We start from the raw sequence: 19,511 nt of genomic DNA on the forward strand, positions 1-19,511 counted from the left end.
AACGGTTGCTCCTTCGCAAATGACTAAACTGCCGTTAGTTCCAGCATCTGGCGCAGCTTGTTCAGTTACTTCCACTTCTGCAATAGCATCTGTAGTACAGGGCGAAGTTGCGGGGACAGTGTAAGTATATGTTCCAGCACCAGCTAAAGCAGGTGACCAATTTCCAGTGTTGTCAGGAGTGCCACCGAGTTGCGCAAAAAGTTGTGCAGCGGTAACGGTTGCTCCCTCACAAATTACCAAACTGCCGTTAGTTCCAGCGTCTGCTTGAGCAGCATAAGAAACAAAAACAGTAGCCGATGCATCTTGCGTACATGGAGCTGTGGCAGTCACCGTATAAGTGTAACTATCGTTTCCATTATCTGTCCACGTTCCACCAGTATCTGGAGTCCCAGTAAGTGCAGTAAATAAATCTGTTTGAGTTGGTGTGGAACCTTCACAATACTTTAAAAGTGCGTTTCCACCAGCTTCAGGACAACCATTTACGGTAATAGATACGTTTGCATTTACAATATGTCCTAAGGCATCAATTATACCATATATAAAACTATCTGAACCCGAAAAGTCGGGGTCTGGAGCGTAGGTAAAAAAATCGTCTGTTGGGTCCGTTGGTGTACCGTTTACATTGAGATTAGCGACTCCATTAGAAGGGTTGCTAAACAAAAATATACCTACAGTTCCAGGACCATTGCCACCGAAAGAATCGTTCGTTGTAACATAGATAGCTCTTGACACGTCTTCATCTGTACTCACATTGTCATCTTGTGGCACGGGAAAGAAGCTCTCAGTAACATCATTTTCAGTATTACCATCCGTATCGATACCATCGTCAGAAATATCTGTTGTATCTGCAGGACCATAAGGACTATCTCCTGTAACAGTAACTTGATTTAAAAATCCACCATTAGGTAAATCGCCTGCTGTAAGCGTATAGCTAGCAACATAGGTGGCTACTTCGCCAGCTTGTAATGTGCCCATAGGAGACCCCATAGTATTAGTAACATAATTAGGTCCAGTAATGGTTAATGGGTTTAAATTGGCATCCGTAAAAGAGTCATTTAGTGTAATGTTATTCAGGGTTACATTACCTGTGTTTTCTACTTCAATAGTATACTGCACTACATCGCCTGCAGAAACGGGATTACTATATGCTTCGGTTACGGTTTTTGTAACTTCAATTTCAGGTTCAGCAATAATGAGATTTGATAAAACAAATTCTACTTTATCAGAAGCCGTAAAAAGAGGAATTCCTAATAAGCCTCCAGTTACATTTGTATTCATTTGAATAACGTGCGAGGGCTCATTCACCGATAGGCTTCCAGCACCTGTTCCACTATCTATTCCATTTCCACACTCGCCACCATTACTTATTAGAAGCGCAGAATCATTTATATTAAAGGATGTTGCAGTAGATTGAAAAATTGGTCCAACCGAACTCAATTCGTTCCAAGTGCCATTGGTAAAATTAAAATTTGCTGTAGCCGAGTCTCCTAGTGTTATTGAAAATGTACCTATTTTATCTACATTAATGATAGGGTTTACTATATATACTGGAATGTTACCCGGAGTATTTTCATAAAATTCAAAAGATAGATTGCCTGCAGCTATAGAACTAACTTCAATCTCTATAGAAGAACTGCCCACAATAGCCGGGTCGGAATACGTATTGGTTTTAGCACAATCTATATTCTCGTTCCCATTAATAGCGGTACCGTTACTAACTTTACAAACCACAAGAACTTTTCCATCACTAGAAACACTTTGCCATTCGGTAAGACTATTTTGTGTCCATGTAGTAGTTTGTTGGGCTAAAAGGGTAGGTGCACCAAAAAAACTAAACAAAAATAAGGCACATATAGCACGTATATAAAACAAAGTTTGGTTGGTCAGTTGTTTACGCATATAAGTATACTGGTAGCCAATAAAATATGGGGGGAGTCTTGACTATTTTAATTAAGCGTAAAAGTATATGGGACTAACAGTTGCTAAAATTTTATGTTGTAAAATAGGGCTACACCCACGTGAATACCCTTGTTTCTGTGGGGATACAACTAAGCTTTATACTGTTTTAGTTGTTTTGTTCTAATCCTAATTCTTTTCCTTTAGTAAGCATAAAAGCAAAGGCAGCTACTTTATCGTTAGGAATTTCACCTTCTAAAATAGCTTCTTTAATAGCTTCTTTTATGATACCAATTTCTTTGGAAGGTTTAAGGTTAAAGGTCTCCATAATTTCTTCACCACTTACTGGAGGCTGAAAATTTCTGATGCGGTCCCGTTCTTCTACTTCCTTTATTTTTTGACGTACCAACTTGAAGTTGTTAAGATAACGACGTTGCTTTTTAGGATTTTTAGTGGTAATGTCTGCTTCGCATAAAGTGAGCAAATCCTCCACATGTTCTCCGGCATCAAACACCAATCTTCTAACAGCGGAATCTGTTACATGGTCTTCAGATAGAATAATAGGCCTAGAGCTCATTAAAACCATTTTCTGGACAAACTTCATCTTGTCATTTAATGGCATTCGTAAACGCTTAAACAATTTGTAGACCATTTTACTACCCACAAATTCATGCGCATGAAAAGTCCACCCAATTTTTTTATGAAACTTTTTAGTAGGAGCCTTACCAATATCGTGTAATAATGCAGCCCAACGTAGCCAAAGGTTATCTGTGGTTTTAGCAATATTGTCTACCACCTCTAAGGTGTGCCAAAAATTGTCTTTATGGCGTTGTCCTTCAATCTCTTCAATACCTTGGAGTGCTTTTAATTCGGGCAATATATAGGGTAGTAGGCCAGTTTTATGCATTAGGGCAAAACCAATAGAAGGCTGCTCACTATTTAGGATTTTGTGCAGCTCATCAACAATACGCTCTTCGGAAATGATTTTGATACGCTCTTTATGTTCACTAATAGCTTGTAAAGAACTTAATTCAATTTCAAAATTCAACTGTGTCGCAAAGCGTATAGCGCGCATCATTCGTAGTGGGTCGTCAGAGTAAGTTATACCTGGTTCTAAGGGGGTGCGTAGAATACCTTTTTGTAAATCGGCTAATCCTTTAAAAGGGTCTAATACTATTCCAAAATTATGTGCATTGAGCCCCAATGCCAAAGCATTAATGGTAAAGTCCCTGCGGTCTTGGTCTTCTTGCAAGCTGCCGTCTTCTACAATAGGTTTTCTACTATCCCTAGTGTAACTCTCTTTACGTGCGCCAACAAACTCTATTTCCATGCCTTTATAATTTAGCATGGCGGTACCAAAATTCTTAAAAACTTTTACGTCAGAACTACCCTTAAGCAATTTAGCAACTGCTTTTGCTAAAGCAATGCCACTCCCAACAGCAACTACATCTATATCTTTGGCAGAACCTCGTTTTAAAAAAAAGTCGCGTACATAACCACCAATAACGTAGGCTTCCAGACCAAGTTCATCGGCAGCGGCACCAATAGATTTAAAAACAGGATGGGTTAATGCTTCTAGATATTTTTCCGACTTCATGTATGCTATTCCCTAATTACCTTTACCGTACCGTCATTCCCTAATTTAATAATGGAAGAAGGAGAAGGATTTGTTTTTTCGCGATGCAAATTTACTACATAATCTACGCCTTCTAAAATACGGTGGTCTATTTCTGAGAATTGCGTTGGTGTTGGTGCTCCAGAAATATTTGCAGAGGTAGATACGATGGGTTTTTTAAACCGTTGAATAAGATTTCTGCAAAAATCGTCCGAAGCTATCCGTATGGCTAAAGAATTATCTGCTGCAATTAGGTTTTTGGCCACTCCTTTGGGTTTGTCGTAAATTATAGTGGTGGGCTTTGTTGCTAAATCAATAATATCCCATGCTACATCTGGAACTTGTTCTACCGTACGTTCTAACATAGCATCATTGGCTACAAGGCAAATCAATGCTTTAGAATCCTCCCTATTCTTAAGTGCGTATACTTTTTTTACAGCATCTACATTAGTAGCATCACAACCTATGCCCCAAACCGTATCTGTGGGGTACAAGATAAGTCCACCATTTTGTAAGGTTTCCAAACATTTTGCTAGGTCTTCTTTCATGGCTATTTTAAATTAGATTTTTGTAATCGTTTTAGTTCTTTATATCTACTGTGAACGCCTAATGCATTAAGGTAACAAATGACTATTCCTCTTTTACCGTCTAAGAAACCAAACCGTAAAATATAGTGGTTGATAAATTTCCAAAAAGGTCTAAATATAGAATGATACCATCTTGCTTTCTTACCATTGAAAAAAGCTTCTTTAGCTTTCATTTCTCCATATTTTATCATTTTATCCTTATATGTGCTGTAAGAGTTAAATGAATAGTGAATTAGTTTGTTTTTTAATGTTTTGGAAACGCCATTAACTTCTAATGTTTCGTGAACAATCCTATCCTTCACAAACTTTACTTTATCTTTTTGAAATAGGCGATAATTCTTATCTGTCTGCCAACCACTAAAACGAAGCACTTTATTTTTATACATAAATGTCCTTAGAAAGTAATAAGCAGCCGCAGGGGATTTTAAATTAATGGTTACCTCAATTTCATTTTTGAGTTTTGGCGTAACTCTTTCATCAGCATCCATAAATAAAACCCAGTTGTTTGTGGCTTGGTCTAAGGCAAATTGTTTTTGGTCTGTATAATTTTTAAAGGCTCTTTGAATTAGTTTAACATGAGGATAATTAGCAATAATTTTTGTGGTATTGTCAGTGCTAAAAGAATCTACAACAATAATTTCATCACAAAAAGAAAGGTTTTCTAACACTTCCTTTATGTGTTTTTCCTCATTGAGAGTTATTAATAAAGCTGTTATTTTTTCTGTTCTATCCATGCAATAAATAGCCTTCTATTTCTTTGAGCTTTTTTGCTTTATCAAAATGATTAATAATATACTCCCTAGCTGCTTTCCCTTTCTCTATCAAATCCTCCTTATTTTCACTCAATTTCAGGATTGCTTCTACAAAAGCGTCTACATCATTTGGAGGAGTTAAAACACCGGTTTTATTTTGTTTAATAACCTCTGGGTTACTACTAATATTAAAAGCCACCGATGGTAGTCCGCAAAGGCCAGCTTCTGCTAACACATATCCAAAGCCTTCCCAGTGAGAGGGTAGTAAAAAAATATCTCCTTGCTTAAGAAACTCCATCGGATTATCTATAAAACCAGCCATGGAAATAGTTTCCCTTAGATTAAATTCTGATATTTTTTGTTCTAAATCTTTTCTTAAACGACCTTCCCCACCTATAATCATCTTAAATTCTACCTTACGGTCCTCTAATTGTTTTGCAACATCAATTAAAAAGGTCTGATTTTTTTGGTATTCTAATCGACCTAAATTAATTAAAGTGAAATGCTTTTTGTTATCCCAAGAGATACGATTTAAATTATCAGGAATGGCAATTCCATTATGTATTACAGTTATCTTATCTTTTGGAAATAGAGTGGGATTTTTTTGATTTATTGTTTTTTTAGTTGCTAGTGAGTTAGCTAATATTTCGGTTAGTACATTTTTAAAAAGATATCTGTTTAACCGATTATTTTTAATGGGAATAGCGCTGCCTCTTCTGTAAATAATTCTTTTAACACCCAACTGTTTGGCAATGGGACCAGCTATTTTTACATCACTAGACAGATTCATGACAATGGTTTCTAATTGTCTTTTTGCTAAGGTCTTCTTTACAATTACTCTTTTTACTGGGTTTAAAAAGCTTAAATTACCGAGTGCGATGGTTTGAAAAGGAATATTGGTTTTGCTTAGTTTGGCGGCCAATACACTATCTGGATGCGCAATGACAAAAACAGAAAATCCTCGGTCATTCAAGTATTGACTAACTTCTAAATGCCATTTTTCTCCTCCTCCCCAAGCTTTTGCGGTATTAAAAAAGCAAATTGTTTTCATCTACCTTAATTTGTTATAGATTGCTAATAAATCTGCTCCTACTTTTTGATCGGTAAACCGCTGCGCAAAATCGTACCCTTTGCTTGCCATCTCTGCTCTTATAGCAGGGTTTTTATACAAGTACTCTATTTTTTCTAGTATTTCTTTTGGGTCGTCTGGATTTATATAGATACTATGCGGACCTGCAGCTTCTGGAAAGCAACCATCTTTAGTTACTATAATAGGTAATTTACTAAAGAGCGCTTCTATCAACGGTATTCCAAAGCCTTCACAATAAGAAGGATAACAGAACACTGTAGCTGCTTGGTATAATTTTGGTAAGTCTTGTATGGAAATGTTTTTTACAAAAGTAACCTGTCTTTCCATTTGGTGATCAGCTATGTATTTTTTAAGTTTTTTAGCATACCCTTTTTCACCACCCACCAATGCCAGATGATACGTAGTGTCTTTTATAGCCTTTACAATAGTTAAAGCATTTTTACGCTCTTGTATGGTGCCTACATTTAAAATAAACTTATTTGGCAAGTTGTATCGTCTCCTTATGGCTTCCACATCTTTTTCTAGAAATTGTTGCTTAAAAGCATTATGACAGCCTTGATATACCACACTAATTTTGGTAGGTTTTACCTTTAAAAAATGGATGATATCTTTTTTGGTCTGCTCACTTATGGCAATTACATGATCAGCAGAATGTACCGCATAATTGAATTTTAATTTATAGATAATTCTATCCCAAATTTTGTAATAATGCGGGTGACTAAGAAAAATAAGGTCGTGGATAGTAACAATGGTTTTTACCCTCTGTTTTTTTAGTTTAATTGGAATTTCTCCAGATAAGCCATGATAACAGTTTAACTCATTTTCATTTATTTGTTTCCACTGTCCAAGTATCCGCCAGAGGGCAGGTATTTTTTTCCAAAACCATCCTTTAGGATAAACAATGGTGGTCTTTACATCTGGGATACTTCTATTAACAGTGGGTTGTCTGGTGTTAAATAAGTAAAAAGACTCTATCTCTGTAAAATCTGTTAGGATACGAATAACATCCCGGCCATAATTACCCAAACCGGTTTTGTTATGAAAAATTCGTTTGGCATCGTATCCAATTTTCATGTAAACTTTAAAATTTTAATTTAAGACTTACTTAATGTATCTAGCCCATTTAAGCATACAAAGTTATTCGCTTCTTGTTTTTCTCTCAACAATTCTCGGTTTTTTTCTACCCCTTCCGCAGAATACCCTTTTTTATGGTATAAGTGGTAAACAATTGCCTTGTTTTTCATGGATTTACTGCCGATACCATTCTTTTTTAAACGCCATTCTATATCTGTATCCTCACCAACGGCAGCTCTTATATAATCTTCATCGAATCCATTTATGGCAAGTAAATGTTGTTTCTGTATTCCCCAATTACAGCCCAATAAACCTTTGTCTTTTAGTGTAAAAATTAAGCTTTTGTTTTTTAAGTATATGGCTTCTTTTTTCTTGCCAGATTTAGATGTTAGAATATTAAATAATGCTAAATACTTTAGCGAACTTGTATTTTTAATTTTATTGGTAGTCACTTCATCTAGCATAACCCTTCTGCCTTTGAGCATTACATTGGGTATGGTTTGGTTAATATATGCTTTAACAAAATGTTTATGAGGTATACAATCACCATCTATAAAAACAATTGTTTTGCCTTCAGCAACTTTTATAGATTTATTGAGCATTTGGTTTTTTCTGAACCCATTATCCTGTTGTTGGCAGGTATGCTTTATGGGGAAATTATACAGACCTTTATTTTTTTGTAAAAACAAAGATGTTTCTGGATTATTATCGTCCTCAGAAATTATTGCCTCAAATTCTTTTGCACTTTGATTGTTTAAAGCTTTTAAGATAAGCTGTAAGCTGTCTAGTGCTTTGTAGTAAGAAATTATAACAGATACTTTAGCCATTACAGTATCAATATTTACGTATTCCTAGTAATCGTTTAAACTTTAGTTTAAACAATCTATAGGCGTATGATTTTTGCGCTATAGATACAAAATAGAAATAGGGGTTTCCTCTTCTTAAATCACCACTAATAATAGATGGTTTAAAATTGTTTTTCCAAGCGGCATAATCAAAACTTAATTGGTCTCTCTTACTTCTGGTAGAAACCATTTGCCACCAATCTTCCATAACTTTTATAACCTCTGGGTCATTGTGTTTACGTACAAGGACAGCAGAAAAAATTAAACCATTATTCTTTGGGTAATTTTCTGATTTTAAAAATGCTATTTGCTTTTCCATTACTTCTGGAGCATCTTTAAAACTACCACGTTCCTTTCCCAGTTTTATAAGGGCATCAAACTCATCGTAGACGCAGTCTCTTTTATCATCACATTGGTTGTGGTCAAAAATTGCCATTTTAAAATTTCCTAGGCTTTGGATAAGCTCGTGTATGTCCCCAACAATTAAATAATTAGAGTCAATATAAACGCTAATATCGTAATCCTTAAAATAAAGATGAGGAAGTATTTTTGGATGTCGATTTTTTCTACCCTCATCAGGATGGTCACTGAGTAATTCTATGGTTTTCCAAGGTGATTTTATCTTGGTTTTATCATCAGTAAAGCAAAAGAAGTCGGCACCGGGTATTTTTTTTTGAGGAATTATACCGTAATTTTTCCCAAATGCACCTGTATAAATTGCAATTTTGTTCATCTAGGGGTAAAGATAGAACTATTATTATAGTCTTATGTAAGTAAGCCCATTTACTTAGTAGAAAGGCTAAAATTCAAGAAAAAGAGGTACATATAGCCTTAATTAGGCTGTTTTTAGGTGGTATTCCTTTTCTTGTTCAGTAGTAGAAGCGAGATGAATCTCATTTTTTAGACGATACAGTTTAGAATACCGTATGTATACACTCAATGCATTTAAATAGCAAATGATAAACCCTTTGTAGCCATCTAAAATTCCTAAACGGAAGAAATAATTATAAACAAACTTCCAAATAGGTTTAAAGACCAATTTTAAGATATTAAAAGATTTATTTTTTAAAAAAAGCTCCGAAGCTTTTAGACTTCCATATTGAACCATTTTTCTTTTGTAGTCCTTATAACTTTTGTAACAATAATGTGTCAACTTCTCATTTAGAGCAGAGGTCTCTCCTTTAACTTGTAAGGTTTCATGCACCAATCTTCCTTTAGTAAAAGAGCAATGACTCTTTTTAAAAAGCCTTATATTTTTATCGGTTTGCCAACCACTAAAATTTAGGCTGTGATTTTTAAACATGAATTTTCTATAAAACCAATACGCACTGCTTGTATTTAAACTATTAATTGTAGTTAATATTTCATTTTGTAAAGGCTTGGAGACCACTTCATCTGCATCAATAAACAAAACCCAATTGTTAGAGGCCTTACTTAAGGTATATGCTTTTTGATCTGTAAAGTTTGAGAATTCTTTTTGTAACACAATTACGTTTGACAACGACTTTAAATATTCAAAGGTGCCATCTGTACTGAAAGAATCCACTACAATAATTTCATCCGCGAATGATACGGAGGCAACACTTTGTTTAATGTGCTCCATTTCATTGTAGGTAATTAATAAAGCGGTAAGCTTTTGGTTTGCCTTGCTCAAATCAACAACTATTTTGGTTAGAATTGTTATTGTACCATTATTAACTCGCAAAAAAGGTTTTAATTGTATTAACGAATACTTTTCTTACAAATTATTCTTTAGCTAGACTACATTAGTTCATAAAGGTTGCGTGTAAAAGTTGTTAAATTAATAAAAAAGCCCACGGCTATTTTTTTCAAACGGCCATGGGCAATGTTTTTAATCGGATGAGCAAACAGTCTATACTGCTACGTCATATTCGCGTAAAGCATCGTTTAAACTGGTTTTTTTATCCGTACTTTCTTTACGTTTTCCAATGATTAATGCGCAAGGCACCTGATATTCACCAGCAGCGAATTTTTTTGTGTAACTACCAGGAATTACCACAGAACGAGCTGGGACTCTACCTTTCATCTCAACAGGTTGCTCTCCAGTAACATCAATAATTTTAGTAGATGCGGTAAGCACAACATTGGCGCCTAGTACGGCTTCTTTTTCTACACGTACACCTTCTACAACAATACATCTAGAACCTATAAAAGCACTATCTTCTATGATAACTGGGGCAGCTTGTAGCGGTTCTAAAACCCCACCTATGCCAACACCGCCACTTAGGTGAACATTTTTGCCAATTTGAGCACAACTCCCTACAGTAGCCCATGTATCTACCATGGTGCCTTCGTCTACATATGCACCAATATTTACGTAAGAAGGCATTAAAATAGTACCCTTAGAAATGTAGGCGCCGTGGCGTGCAACCGCATGTGGTACAACACGAATACCTTTTTCTTTATAACCTTTCTTTAAAGGAATTTTGTCATGGTATTCAAAAATGCCAGCTTCTAGAACTTCCATTTGCTGTATAGGGAAGTATAGCACAACACCTTTTTTTACCCATTCATTAATTTGCCAACCGTCTGCAGTTGGTTCTGCACAACGCAAACTACCTTCATCAATTAAGTCTATTACTTTTCTTATAGCGTTCTGAGTCGCTTCTTCTTTTAATAATTCACGATTATCCCAAGCCTTTTCTATAAGCGCTTTAAGTTCTGTCATTGCTTCAATTTTGCGGTAAAGATAGCTTTAGGAAGGCAATAAACTCGTCAATTTTTAAATGCATAACATTTTTAAGGCTATTTTTGCCAAAATTTAGTATTGTGGCTAGAATCTTAGCGTTGGATTATGGTAAAAAGAGAACAGGTATTGCAGTTACAGATGAACTGCAGATAATTGCTTCTGGACTTACTACTGTAGCTACGGAAGAATTGTTACCATTCTTAACCGCATACATTGAGAAAGAGTCTGTAGAACGTATAATTGTTGGTGAACCCAAACAGATGGATGGTTCTGCTTCCCAGTCAGAAGAGTTAATTATTCCATTTATAAAAAAGTTACAGCAACAATTTCCGCAAGTTCCTGTAGAACGCCAAGACGAAAGATTTACCTCTAAAATGGCGGTTAGAACCATGATAGATGGTGGATTAAAAAAGAAAAAGCGACAAGACAAGGCTATGGTAGACCAAATAAGTGCTACCCTAATTTTGCAATCTTATCTAGATAGAAAATAGAATTATGATTTTACCGATTACGGCTTACGGAGACCCCGTATTACGAAAAAAAGCAACAAACATAACCAAGGATTATCCTAACCTAGAAACCTTACTTAACAATATGTGGGAGACCATGTATAATGCTAGCGGTGTAGGTTTAGCCGCTCCACAAGTAGGTTTACCTATCCGTATTTTCTTAGTGGATACTACTCCTTTTTCTAAGGACGAGGATTTAACGGAAGATGAACAATCCCAATTAGACGGATTTAAAAAAGTGTTCATCAATGCAGAAATTTTAGAAGAAACAGGAGAGGAATGGGCATTTAATGAAGGTTGCTTGAGCATTCCGGACATAAGAGAAGATGTACAACGCAAGCCAGAAGTAACTATTAAATACATGGACCAAAATTTTAAGGAGCATACAGAAACTTTTGATGGACTGTTGGCGCGTGTTATACAGCATGAATATGACCATATAGAAGGAATTTTATTTACCGATAAACTATCGTCTTTAAAAAAGCGTTTACTTAAAGGACGTTTGGAAAAAATTTCCAAAGGAAAAATTAATGTTGAGTATAAAATGAAGTTTCCACAAATGAAAAAAGGACGTTAATCCTTTGGTGGTTACTTTAAAAGTATAAATTTGCGCGCATAAAATTTGAATAAGCATGGCGTTGGAGAAAATATTATCTATAGGTGGTAAACCAGGATTGTACAAATTGCTAACACAAACCCGTTCTGGTTTTGTAGGTGAATCTTTAATGGACGGAAAGCGTATTTCTGTGGGTTTACGTAGTAATGTTAGTGTGTTGTCAGAAATTGCCATCTACACCTTAGAAGAAGAAGTGCCTTTAAAAGAAGTGTTTCAAAAGATTAAGGAGAAAGAAGACGGTGGTAAAACATCTGTACACCATAAAGACGAAAAAATTAAATTAGAAGAGTACTTTTTTGAAGTGTTACCTAATTATGATGAAGATAGAGTGTACGCGAGTGATATTAAGAAGATTGTACAATGGTACAATTTGTTGCATGATAATGGTATCACCGATTTTACTTTAGAAGCAGAGGAGACTTCAACAGAAGAGGAATAAATAGAATTAGGTTCTATTACACAACTATAAAGCTCGGTTAGCCGAGCTTTTTTTATGGGATAATTTTGGCAGTATTTTGTAGGGTGTCAATAAGTAAAATACCCTCTTTGTTATAAGGTAACATTCCAAGTTGTTCCCCTGCAGTGTTGAAAAAGCTAGTCAGACCCCCGCTTACATAAGAATCGTTTGGTCCTATGGCATTGACGATACCTAGGCCTAAAGATGTTTTTGTAGCAAGCTTTTTAAGATAGTTAAAGGAGTTTAGGCAGCTTTCTTCAGTTTTGGCCACACTGGCTATAACCATATCAGGTTGCTCATTGCTAATTTCTTCTGCTATTTGTGGTGTAAATGTTTCGTAGCAAATAGTGGCTTTTATGGTTTTAGTTTTAATTGTCGTAGTATAGGATTCTTTCCCTTGTTCAAAAAATGGAAATTCGTCTGCATGTAAAAAACGTTTAGCATAATGGGTAAGCGTTCCATTTGCTTTAGTGATTCTTAAACCTATTTTGGACTTATTGAGCCCTGGAATGGGTAAGCCTAACCAAATTTCAGTATTTAATTGTGTGGCAAATTCTTCAATTTGGCTATAATCTAACTGGTTTAATGGCTCTAAGAGGTTCTTTGCTAAAGAAGGCTCATAACCACTTAAACTTAATTCTGGAAATACCACTAAATTGGGTTGGAATGGTATGAGTTTACGTAACCAATTTAGATGGTTAGCTAGGTTGTACTCTAGATTACCCGGTTGAGCTTGTAGTTGTACTAGCGCAACATTCATTAGTATTAATTTTCTAGATTTTCTTCCTCTGGCTTTTTCTTTTTAACCTTTTTATAGAGTGGTATAAAATAAGATATGCTGTAGTTGTAACCTACTCCCCATTTAGCTTCTTCTGTAACCTTATTAAAACCAGGAATCCATAAGTTGTCAAAATTATCGGGTTTGGTGTTAGATAAAAGGTGACTCATCCTAACACTCATCCCCAAATACATATTCTTAATCAATTCTACCTTTAGCCCTAAAACAAACTCTAGCCAAGTAGCGTTAAGCCCTTCATGATTAATTGGCGTGTCGCTACCAAAAATGAGCTCATTTTCTGGCGCATACGTTCTATTTAAGTTCCAATAATTAAAATTGTGAATAGTAGAGGAAAAGCTGCTATGGGCTAAACGCCCACCTACGGTTATTTGATTCCGCATTCCGTACCAGTTAGAGTAGGTATTGTAGTCCATACCTGCTTTGGCATAGTTGCCTTCTGTGGTATAGCTGTATAAGATAGATTGATTTAAGTTTTCATCATCAGACTTTTCTTCGTTACCTACTTCTACAGCAATGTACCATTTATCTGATAATCGGTAATCTGCTACAAACTCTAATCCATTATAATCTTCATTAAGCATACCCATTACAGGTTTGCTTAAATCTACCCCAATTCGTAAACCGTAGGCGTATTTTCTGGTAATTGTATCCTTAGGATTAAGGTCTATAGATTTATCCTGAGCCCAATTTAATTGGCTAAAAAGACCAAAAATTATAAGACTAATGAAATATCTTAACATGTATTAAAGTGTCTCTTTTAATAGTAGTTTCTACCACAGCTACGCTATCTATCCAATTAGCAGAATCATTACTAAGTGTATAGCTTAACTCGTCGTAATTAGCAATAAATCCACAAGCTCTAGATAAGAATTCTTCCTGTACAGTGTAATTAAAAGTAATAGTATCAGGGTTACCAGATACGGTGCCATCGGTTGCTTGGCTATAGTTATTGGTAAGTACAAAAGTGGAGTTGTTAGTTTCTATGCGTAATGGTAAAGAGTCACTGGTTTTAGCTCCAACCGTATTTACAACTACATTTAATTCTGTCTCTACTGACCGTAAATTAGGAACCGATTTTTCGGTATCTGGGTCTTCGTAGTTAAAGAATCCAAGCATTAATACTGGCGTGTCTCCGGCAACACAAATGTCATCTTTTTCACAAGAGGAGAATTGTATAATAACTAGCAACAAAACAAATGGCAAAAATCGCTTCATGCGGTATTTTATCGTTTTTGTAAAAGTACTACATTTTCTACGTGATGGGTCTGCGGAAACATATCTACGGGTTGTACCTTAACAACTTTATACATATGGTCTAATAAGGCTAAATCACGTGCTTGTGTAGCGCTATTGCAACTTACATAAACAATTTTAGCTGCCCCAACGTTTAACAATTGTTCAACAACTTTTTTATGCATACCATCTCTAGGTGGATCCGTAATAATAACATCTGGCTGACCGTGTGTTGCTATAAATTCCGGGGAGAAAACATTTTTCATGTCGCCCACGTAAAATTCTACATTGTTAATCTTATTGTGCTCGGCATTTGCTTTTGCGTCTAAAATTGCTTCTGGTACAGATTCTATACCTATCACTTTTTTGGCCTTTTTTGCCACAAATTGAGCAATGGTTCCAGTGCCAGTATATAAATCGTACACCAATTCTTCCCCTGTCAATTCTGCAAAATCACGGGTTACCTTGTAAAGCTCGTATGCCTGCTCAGGATTGGTTTGATAAAAGGATTTTGCATTTATTTTAAATTGCAATCCTTCCATTTCTTCAAAAATGTGGTCACGACCGTGGTAACAAATAATGTCTTGGTCGTAAATAGTGTCGTTTTGCTTGTTATTGATTAGGTATTGTAAAGAGGTGATTTCAGAAAAGTTTTCTTGTAAGCCATTTAATAAGAGTTCTCTAGAGGCTTTATCGTCTTCAAAAAACTGTATCACTACCATTACCTCACCTATGGTGCTAGTTCTAAGCATTAAGGTACGTAGTAGTCCTTCTTGGTTTCTAGGATTAAAAAAAGACAGTTGGTGTTTTTCTGCAAATGCCTTTACCCACAATCGGATAGCATTACTGGGGTCTGGTTGTAAATAACATTTTTTTACATCTAAAATTTTATCCCACATTCCCGGAATATGAAAACCTAAGGCGTTTCTGTTTTCTATCTGTTGGTCAGAGATTATTTCTTCTTGACTCAACCATCTAGAGTCAGAAAAAGAAAACTCCATTTTATTGCGATAAAAATACTGTTTACCAGAACCAAGAATTGGTGTAACCTCTGGAAGATTTACCTGCCCTATACGCGTTAAGTTTTCTTCTACTTCCTTTTGTTTGTAAAACAATTGATGTTGGTACTCCATGTGCTGCCATTTACAGCCGCCACAGGTACCAAAATGTTCGCAAACTGGGTTCGTACGCTTATCAGAATAGGTATGGAACTTTATAGCTGTGCCTTCAAAAAAATTCTTTCTTTTTTTAAAAGTCTGTACATCAACTACATCGCCAGGAATGGCGTTAGAAAGAAAAATTACTCTTCCGTCTGGGGCTTTGGCAACAGATTTGCCTTTAGCGCCAGCATCTACAACAGTTACATTTTCAAAAACTTTTCTTCTATTATTTCTTCTCATGCCGCAAAAATACATCTTCTTTAAACTTTGAACTTATGCATGGCTTTTTAAAATGATTTTAAATTGATTTTATAGGTGCTGGGGATACTTTCGATTTTCGCACAGATTTATAAGATGTAATTCATCTTTCTAAAACGAATTACGTACAAACTTTTAAGTTTTATTAACTTTGGCACTCTAAGGGATGATTTCTCTCCCACGCTGCTTTTCTGAAGCTCTTCAGGAAAAAAAAGGTACAGAAGGAATGGTTATTTTAACAATTATAAAAACTATTAAAATGGCTGTTTTACAAGATTTAACTTCACAGCAAGCAATTGAATTAGAAGACAAGTACGGTGCTCACAACTACCACCCACTGCCTGTGGTATTAACCAAAGGAGAAGGTGTTTTTGTATGGGATTTAGAAGGAAACAAATATTATGACTTTCTTTCTGCATATTCTGCCGTTAACCAAGGACATTGTCATCCTAAAATTATTAAAGCACTTACTGATCAAGCTCAGCAATTAACCCTAACATCAAGAGCGTTTTATAACGACCAATTGGGAAAGTTTGAAAAGTTTGCCACTGAATATTTTGGATTCGATAAGCTTCTACCAATGAATACCGGAGCAGAAGCTGTTGAAACTGCTATGAAATTAGCACGTAAATGGGGGTATGAGAAAAAGGGAATTCCTGCAAATAAAGCAAAAATCATAGTTTGTGAGAATAATTTTCACGGTAGGACTATATCTATAATATCTGCATCCAATGACCCTGTAGCAACGGAAAATTTCGGCCCATTTACTCCTGGAATTGTTTCTATTGCCTATAATGATTTGTCTGCTTTAAAAATTGCTCTAGAAGAAGAAAATATTGCAGCATTTTTGGTAGAGCCTATACAGGGAGAAGCAGGTGTTTTTGTGCCAGACGAAGGCTACATTAAATCGGCAAGAGCATTGTGTAAGGAGAATAATGTATTGTTTATTGCCGATGAGGTGCAAACCGGTATTGCAAGAACAGGAAAGCTTTTGGCTACTTGTGGTGACTGTAATTGCGCGGATAGAAATTGTTCTGGAGAGCCAGAAGTGAAGCCAGATATTTTAATTCTTGGCAAGGCAATTTCTGGTGGTGTATTTCCAGTTTCTGCTGTCTTGGCAAATAATGAAATAATGGAAGTAATACGCCCTGGTAATCACGGTTCTACCTTTGGAGGTAATCCTTTAGCCTGTGCCGTAGCCACCGCTGCTTTAGAAGTTGTTAGAGACGAGCGTTTGGCAGAAAATGCTGCTGAATTGGGAGTGCTTTTTCGTTCCGAAATGGAAAAAATTATAGCAGAAACTGACTTAGTAGTAAAAGTTAGAGGTAAAGGCTTGCTTAATGCAATTGTAATCAACGATACCGAAGATAGCAGTACGGCCTGGGATATTTGTATGGCACTAAAAGAAAATGGTTTATTAGCCAAGCCAACCCATGGTAATATTATTCGTTTTGCTCCTCCTTTGGTGATGAATAAAACGCAATTGCAAGATTGTGTGGCAATAATAGCTAAAACCTTAAAAGGTTTCAAAAAACAAGCTTAGACCACAGCATTTTCTAACAAATGTAAAGACAATTGGTCTGCATCTAGTTGGGCCATAATTCCTGTGGGTAAGGTAAAGTTATTGGGAACATGCCCAAAACTGAATCCATACGCCGCAGGAATCCCCATTGGGGAGATTCTATCCAGAATGACTTCTTTTAAGGTGAAATTGCGATTATCTTTAAGGGTGTCACAACCAATGCAAACACCAAAAAAAATACCTTTTGCTTTATTAAAAGTTGACGTAGATAACAGTTGAGTAAGCATGCGGTCTATGCGGTAAGGCCGCTCTTCTATATCTTCTAAGAAAACTAATTTATCTGTAAAGTCAAGTTCGTATGGTGTGCCTATTAGAGCCGTAACCAATGTTAGGCTACCACCAATAAGTTCACCCGTTGCTGTACCAGCTGTAATTGTGTAGCGTTCATAGGTGGTATCTGATAACATTTCCACTTTAGTTAAAACTACATTTTTTAAGGTTGTGTGCTGCTGGTTGTGCATCACAACTTTTTTCAAGTATTCTTGGCTATAAGCATCATCCAGTGTGCTGCCTACGGGACCATGAAAGCCAACCAATCCCGTCTTTTTGTAAATGGCATTCAAAAGTGCTGTAACATCACTAAAACCTATAAGTACTTTTGGATTATTCTGTATAGCATCATAATCCAAAAGATGTAGTATTCTGGTGCAACCGTAACCGCCTCTAGCACACAGGATGCCATCTATTTCTGGATTTTTAAACATCTCCATAATATCTGCTGCGCGTTCTTCATCTGTATTACTAAAATAGCCGTAGTTACCTATAATACGTTGCGTGTGTACAGGCATAAATCCCATTTTTTTTAGCGCATCTAAACTAGTTTCTAGTACTTCTTTTTTAACAGCATAACCTGGGGCGATTACACCAATGGTAGCTCCTTTTTTAAGTTTTTTCGGTTTAATTTTAGATAGGTTATTGTCTAAATGGTGTATTTCACCCAAAGCAAATTGAGAAAAGAAAGTTGTTGCTCCCAGAGCAAGAGAGGATTGTATAAATAACCTTCTTTTGGTCATAGCAATTGTTTATTTAATAGGACTAAGGTTTAGCAGCACCATTTTTATTGGCTCGTTTTATTTGGCGTTGTATTTTTTTTATGGCACTCTCAATAGATTTTTCAGGTTCAATAATATTATATTCTCCCCAGAAATCTGGGTCAGAGAACCCAATAGCTTCATCTGCCAGAATAGTACTTCGTTTTAGTTTTTCTTTATTCTTAAGATTTTGTTGTTCTGTATTTTGTTTCCAATCTGTTACTGCCATTTCAGCAGCCATGCTGTAGAGTGAATTAAAGAGCTTTCCTTCCCAATTTACTTTAAACTCCATCAAAATATTACTATAGCCATAATACCATTTACCATTCTTTTCTCGGTAATCTACACGATAAGCTACCTCTGTTGGCCAAACATCTACTTGAGCTGGTTTTCTTCTTACAAATAGTCTGGAGGCTTTTTCACGGTCTGTAATATTCAATTGGTATACGGCGCTTACCAAAGTTTTGTTTTCTACATCTATATATAATTTTCCCTTGTATAAAGGGTCTGCAATGCTCTCTAATTGATTAAAAGCGATGACGTAAATCTGGCGGTCATCAATTAATGTGGAACCTTCGTATTTAAATCGGTATTCATCTACTAAGCCACCAGCAAAGATGTATTCTGGATATTTCATCAGGTCCACATACAAGGTGTTAAATGGGCCACCTTGTAGCTTTAAAGCCACGGTATCTAATTTATTATAATCGGTACTTTTACGAGCTTTATACAACCGCATCGCATCGTTTTTGTCTGATGCGTAGGGCGATTTATAAATGTTGACAACTGCTTCTGATAGCGAAACATTTCTTCTTCGCTTTTTAATAGTCTCTCTGTAAAAAGCTGTCATAATAGATGGCGCATCAAGGTAATGTTCTCCTTTTTTACTCAACACTTCTCGCACCAATTTCTCTGCATCTTTTGGTGCATTTATATTTACTGGTTCTAAAGCGGTCACTGCCACCTTAAGGTGAATTTTATTATTTTTTTGATTTAATGTTGTAAGCGGAATTGATTTAGTTTCGTACCCTAAAAAAGCAATTATTACTTGCGCATTTTTGGTGGTTAAAGGTACTTTTAAACTGAACTCACCGTCCGTATTTGTGATAGTGCTAATATTGGTGTTTTCAATGCTTATGGTAGCAAGCGCTAAAGATTTGTTGCTGCCTTCTTCTAAAACTTCTCCATTATATTCTCGGAACTGTCCATTTTGGGCTACAACGCTATGTGTTGTAGTACAACATACAGCAAATAAAATTAGGGTGAATATCTTTTTCATAATCAACAGTTTATAAGT

General features: G+C 35.8%; 20 protein-coding genes. 4 read left to right on the plus strand and 16 right to left on the minus strand.

What is annotated here, in order from left to right; translation table 11 throughout:
• The 10 genes from FBT53_RS08980 to FBT53_RS09025 all read right to left on the minus strand — a co-directional run.
• The coding region (locus tag FBT53_RS08980; RefSeq protein ID WP_136950851.1) for an Ig-like domain-containing protein at nt 1-1,899 on the minus strand (1,899 nt) is incomplete at its 3' end.
• 166 nt (nt 1,900-2,065) lie between these two features.
• Nucleotides 2,066-3,493 (minus strand): CCA tRNA nucleotidyltransferase, encoded by a 1,428-nt coding sequence (locus FBT53_RS08985; protein ID WP_136950852.1) that lies wholly within the window; start codon nt 3,491-3,493, stop codon nt 2,066-2,068.
• Nucleotides 3,494-3,498: 5 nt separating this feature from the next.
• Nucleotides 3,499-4,059: an L-threonylcarbamoyladenylate synthase gene (locus tag FBT53_RS08990; RefSeq protein ID WP_136950853.1), complete on the minus strand. Its 561-nt coding sequence runs from the start codon at nt 4,057-4,059 to the stop codon at nt 3,499-3,501.
• 2 nt (nt 4,060-4,061) lie between these two features.
• Nucleotides 4,062-4,832 (minus strand): glycosyltransferase family 2 protein, encoded by a 771-nt coding sequence (locus FBT53_RS08995; RefSeq protein ID WP_136950854.1) that lies wholly within the window; start codon nt 4,830-4,832, stop codon nt 4,062-4,064.
• On the minus strand, nt 4,825-5,901 hold the full coding sequence (locus FBT53_RS09000) for a glycosyltransferase (RefSeq protein WP_136950855.1): 1,077 nt from the start codon (nt 5,899-5,901) through the stop codon (nt 4,825-4,827). The genes FBT53_RS08995 and FBT53_RS09000 overlap by 8 nt, the downstream gene beginning before the upstream one ends.
• Nucleotides 5,902-7,014, minus strand: coding sequence for a glycosyltransferase family 1 protein (locus FBT53_RS09005; RefSeq protein ID WP_136950856.1), 1,113 nt, complete (start codon nt 7,012-7,014; stop codon nt 5,902-5,904).
• Nucleotides 7,015-7,034: 20 nt separating this feature from the next.
• On the minus strand, nt 7,035-7,841 hold the full coding sequence (locus FBT53_RS09010; RefSeq protein ID WP_136950857.1) for a glycosyltransferase: 807 nt from the start codon (nt 7,839-7,841) through the stop codon (nt 7,035-7,037).
• A 7-nt stretch (nt 7,842-7,848) separates the two neighbouring features.
• Nucleotides 7,849-8,592: a glycosyltransferase domain-containing protein gene (locus FBT53_RS09015; RefSeq protein ID WP_136950858.1), complete on the minus strand. Its 744-nt coding sequence runs from the start codon at nt 8,590-8,592 to the stop codon at nt 7,849-7,851.
• A 102-nt stretch (nt 8,593-8,694) separates the two neighbouring features.
• Entirely contained in the window at nt 8,695-9,513 is an 819-nt protein-coding gene (locus FBT53_RS09020) for a glycosyltransferase family 2 protein (protein WP_136950859.1), read from the minus strand.
• A gap of 219 nt (nt 9,514-9,732) precedes the next feature.
• Nucleotides 9,733-10,548: a 2,3,4,5-tetrahydropyridine-2,6-dicarboxylate N-succinyltransferase gene (locus FBT53_RS09025; protein WP_136950860.1), complete on the minus strand. Its 816-nt coding sequence runs from the start codon at nt 10,546-10,548 to the stop codon at nt 9,733-9,735.
• Nucleotides 10,549-10,649: 101 nt separating this feature from the next.
• Between FBT53_RS09025 and ruvX the strand changes: the two genes are divergently transcribed.
• From ruvX to FBT53_RS09040, 3 genes are read left to right on the plus strand one after another with little or no spacing between them, the layout of a single operon-like run.
• Nucleotides 10,650-11,060 carry a Holliday junction resolvase RuvX gene (ruvX, locus tag FBT53_RS09030; protein WP_136950861.1) on the plus strand — a complete coding sequence of 137 codons (411 nt, stop codon included), beginning with the start codon at nt 10,650-10,652 and terminating at the stop codon, nt 11,058-11,060.
• Between the two features lie 4 nt (nt 11,061-11,064).
• The gene (def, locus tag FBT53_RS09035) at nt 11,065-11,655 is read left to right on the plus strand and encodes a peptide deformylase (protein ID WP_136950862.1); all 591 of its coding nucleotides are present in this window, start codon (nt 11,065-11,067) and stop codon (nt 11,653-11,655) included.
• A gap of 55 nt (nt 11,656-11,710) precedes the next feature.
• Complete coding sequence (locus FBT53_RS09040) at nt 11,711-12,133, plus strand: DUF5606 domain-containing protein (RefSeq protein ID WP_136950863.1); 423 nt, start codon at nt 11,711-11,713, stop codon at nt 12,131-12,133.
• Nucleotides 12,134-12,185: 52 nt separating this feature from the next.
• Here the strand turns inward: FBT53_RS09040 and FBT53_RS09045 are convergent, their stop codons facing one another.
• Genes FBT53_RS09045 through rlmD form a run of 4 tightly spaced genes read right to left on the minus strand, consistent with a single transcriptional unit; the run spans nt 12,186 to nt 15,583 of the window.
• Complete coding sequence (locus FBT53_RS09045; RefSeq protein WP_136950864.1) at nt 12,186-12,911, minus strand: carbon-nitrogen hydrolase family protein; 726 nt, start codon at nt 12,909-12,911, stop codon at nt 12,186-12,188.
• 5 nt (nt 12,912-12,916) lie between these two features.
• A complete protein-coding gene (locus FBT53_RS09050; RefSeq protein ID WP_136950865.1) occupies nt 12,917-13,690 on the minus strand; it encodes a DUF6048 family protein in 774 nt (257 codons plus the stop codon).
• The gene (locus tag FBT53_RS09055) at nt 13,671-14,165 is read right to left on the minus strand and encodes a DUF6452 family protein (protein WP_136950866.1); all 495 of its coding nucleotides are present in this window, start codon (nt 14,163-14,165) and stop codon (nt 13,671-13,673) included. Before FBT53_RS09055 ends, FBT53_RS09050 begins: the two co-directional genes overlap by 20 nt.
• 8 nt (nt 14,166-14,173) lie before the next feature.
• Nucleotides 14,174-15,583, minus strand: coding sequence for a 23S rRNA (uracil(1939)-C(5))-methyltransferase RlmD (gene rlmD, locus FBT53_RS09060; RefSeq protein WP_136950867.1), 1,410 nt, complete (start codon nt 15,581-15,583; stop codon nt 14,174-14,176).
• Between the two features lie 277 nt (nt 15,584-15,860).
• Between rlmD and rocD the strand changes: the two genes are divergently transcribed.
• Nucleotides 15,861-17,144 carry an ornithine--oxo-acid transaminase gene (gene rocD, locus FBT53_RS09065; RefSeq protein WP_136950868.1) on the plus strand — a complete coding sequence of 428 codons (1,284 nt, stop codon included), beginning with the start codon at nt 15,861-15,863 and terminating at the stop codon, nt 17,142-17,144.
• Here the strand turns inward: rocD and FBT53_RS09070 are convergent.
• Both FBT53_RS09070 and FBT53_RS09075 read right to left on the minus strand, forming a co-directional pair.
• Entirely contained in the window at nt 17,141-18,196 is a 1,056-nt protein-coding gene (locus FBT53_RS09070) for an LD-carboxypeptidase (protein ID WP_136950869.1), read from the minus strand. The two genes, rocD and FBT53_RS09070, sit on opposite strands and share 4 nt — an antisense overlap.
• Before the next feature lie 22 nt (nt 18,197-18,218).
• Nucleotides 18,219-19,493, minus strand: coding sequence for a carboxypeptidase-like regulatory domain-containing protein (locus tag FBT53_RS09075; RefSeq protein ID WP_136950870.1), 1,275 nt, complete (start codon nt 19,491-19,493; stop codon nt 18,219-18,221).
• Nucleotides 19,494-19,511: the final 18 nt, after the last annotated feature.

The sequence above is a fragment of the Flavobacterium sp. ASW18X genome (assembly GCF_005144745.1).
GTDB lineage: Bacteria > Bacteroidota > Bacteroidia > Flavobacteriales > Flavobacteriaceae > Croceivirga.